The sequence below is a fragment of the Arthrobacter sp. 2YAF22_2 genome, assembly GCF_052114645.1.
In the GTDB taxonomy this organism is placed as follows: Bacteria; Actinomycetota; Actinomycetes; order Actinomycetales; family Micrococcaceae; genus Arthrobacter.
On the sequence record NZ_JBFRFD010000690.1, the window covers coordinates 1 to 1,512 of the forward strand.

General features: G+C 58.5%; 1 protein-coding gene. It reads right to left on the minus strand.

The features are described 5' to 3' along the window. Positions 1-406: 406 nt before the first annotated feature. The gene (locus tag AB4Y86_RS18720) at positions 407-1,414 is read right to left on the minus strand and encodes a DNA cytosine methyltransferase (RefSeq protein WP_441403635.1); all 1,008 of its coding nucleotides are present in this window, start codon (positions 1,412-1,414) and stop codon (positions 407-409) included. Positions 1,415-1,512 lie beyond the last annotated feature (98 nt).

The following is a 1,512-nucleotide window of genomic DNA, read 5'->3' on the forward strand; positions in this document are numbered from 1 at the left end:
GCTTGCGACTCATAGGATGTGCGGAGCTGTCCATACGCTCGAAAGGGTGATTGACACGAACATACAGAACACCGACGACACTCGGGCTGAACTCCCCGAAGAACTGCAAGCGGAGTAGAGAGCCTTGCCAGGCTGGAACTGGACGTACCAGTCACCTATTCACGATCGTCGGCCGCCTCCCGACGGGCTGCACGCACCTGGACCCCGCCTCCTCGACATCTGCCCATTCGTTTCGAAGGGACTGGGCAAAGTGTCTTGCGAGCATCTGGGAAACCTCATCAATGGAACAAAAGGCCGGGCTAAATATGTGCTTTGGCGCCGCCTCCACTGGGCTGGTCCGCGTCTGACGTGCAGGCATGAAGCCCAGAATGTCTCAGCGTTTGCACAGGTGTAGACGCGATAATCACTAGCTGACAGCTAGCAGCTCGCGCTCCACTGACTCCTCGAAGTTCATGGTGTCAACCTGCCGAACGCCAAGTGCCGTGGCAATCGACGTACCGATAGCAGCGGCAACCGGCGGAGGAAAGGCATTGCCAATCTGGCGGTAGACCGATGTCTTTTTTCCTGAGAACTGCCAGTCCAAGGGGAATCCTTGGACACGGGCGACCATCTCATTGGTAAGACGAGGCACGTGATCCAAAGGAGTGTCGGGGCCAGGCACCTCATTGGCTATGCCCTTCCCGTCGACACCCAGCTGGAGCCATGCGGCCTTCGCTCGCGTGGGGCCCAAGTCAGCCCCTCCGTGTTTTTTGGATCCGCCGACAACTGTTGGGGCAATACCATCAGCTTTTCGTGCCCATGCTGCTGCTCCGGGCCAGTTGCCGCTCTCCATCATCGGCAACAGCACCTCGCCCACAGTCGGCGGGGCGCCGTGAGCAGAGGGCCATTCAAAATTTTTCCTGTACCGCTTTTTTACGGCAACCAGGATGAATCGCGGACGAAGCTGGGGGACACCGAACTCACTGGAGTAGAACAACTTCCAGTCGGCTTGGTAGCCAAGGGTCTCTAAGGCGCCGAGGATTGACTGCCGGTAGGTGGAGAATCTTGCCGAGGCTAATCCCTTGACATTCTCCAGCATGACAGCAGATGGATTGGCCTCTTTCACGAGACGGAGAGCCTCCGGGAATAGATCCCTCTCGTCGTCAGCCCCGAGCTGCTTGCCAGCAATGCTGAAAGGCGGGCAAGGTACGCCGCCGGCCAATAGGTCAATGCCTCTGTAGTTCCTGCCGCTTACTTCTCGAACGTCACCGTGGTGAACGTCCCAGGACGGTCGATTGAGCCGCAGGGTCGCAGCCGCATCCGTGTCGATCTCTACGGCCAACGAATGGCCGAAGCCGGCTTGTTCCAGCCCTACTGACTGACCTCCTGCTCCGGCACAGATTTCGAGCACAGTGAGGTTGGAGGGGGTTGTCATGTCGTCCATCATCTCATTTCGGCTTGTATGGTCCCGTCACTGAGGCCCTGTGTCTCCGACTTTGYCGCGTACCTCCGACAAGAAGGGACGGCATGGAT

Bases quoted from the DNA above. Each gene is read 5' to 3' on its own strand.
- AB4Y86_RS18720 (WP_441403635.1), bottom strand. From the start codon at position 1,414: ATGACAACCCCCTCCAACCTCACTGTGCTCGAAATCTGTGCCGGAGCA.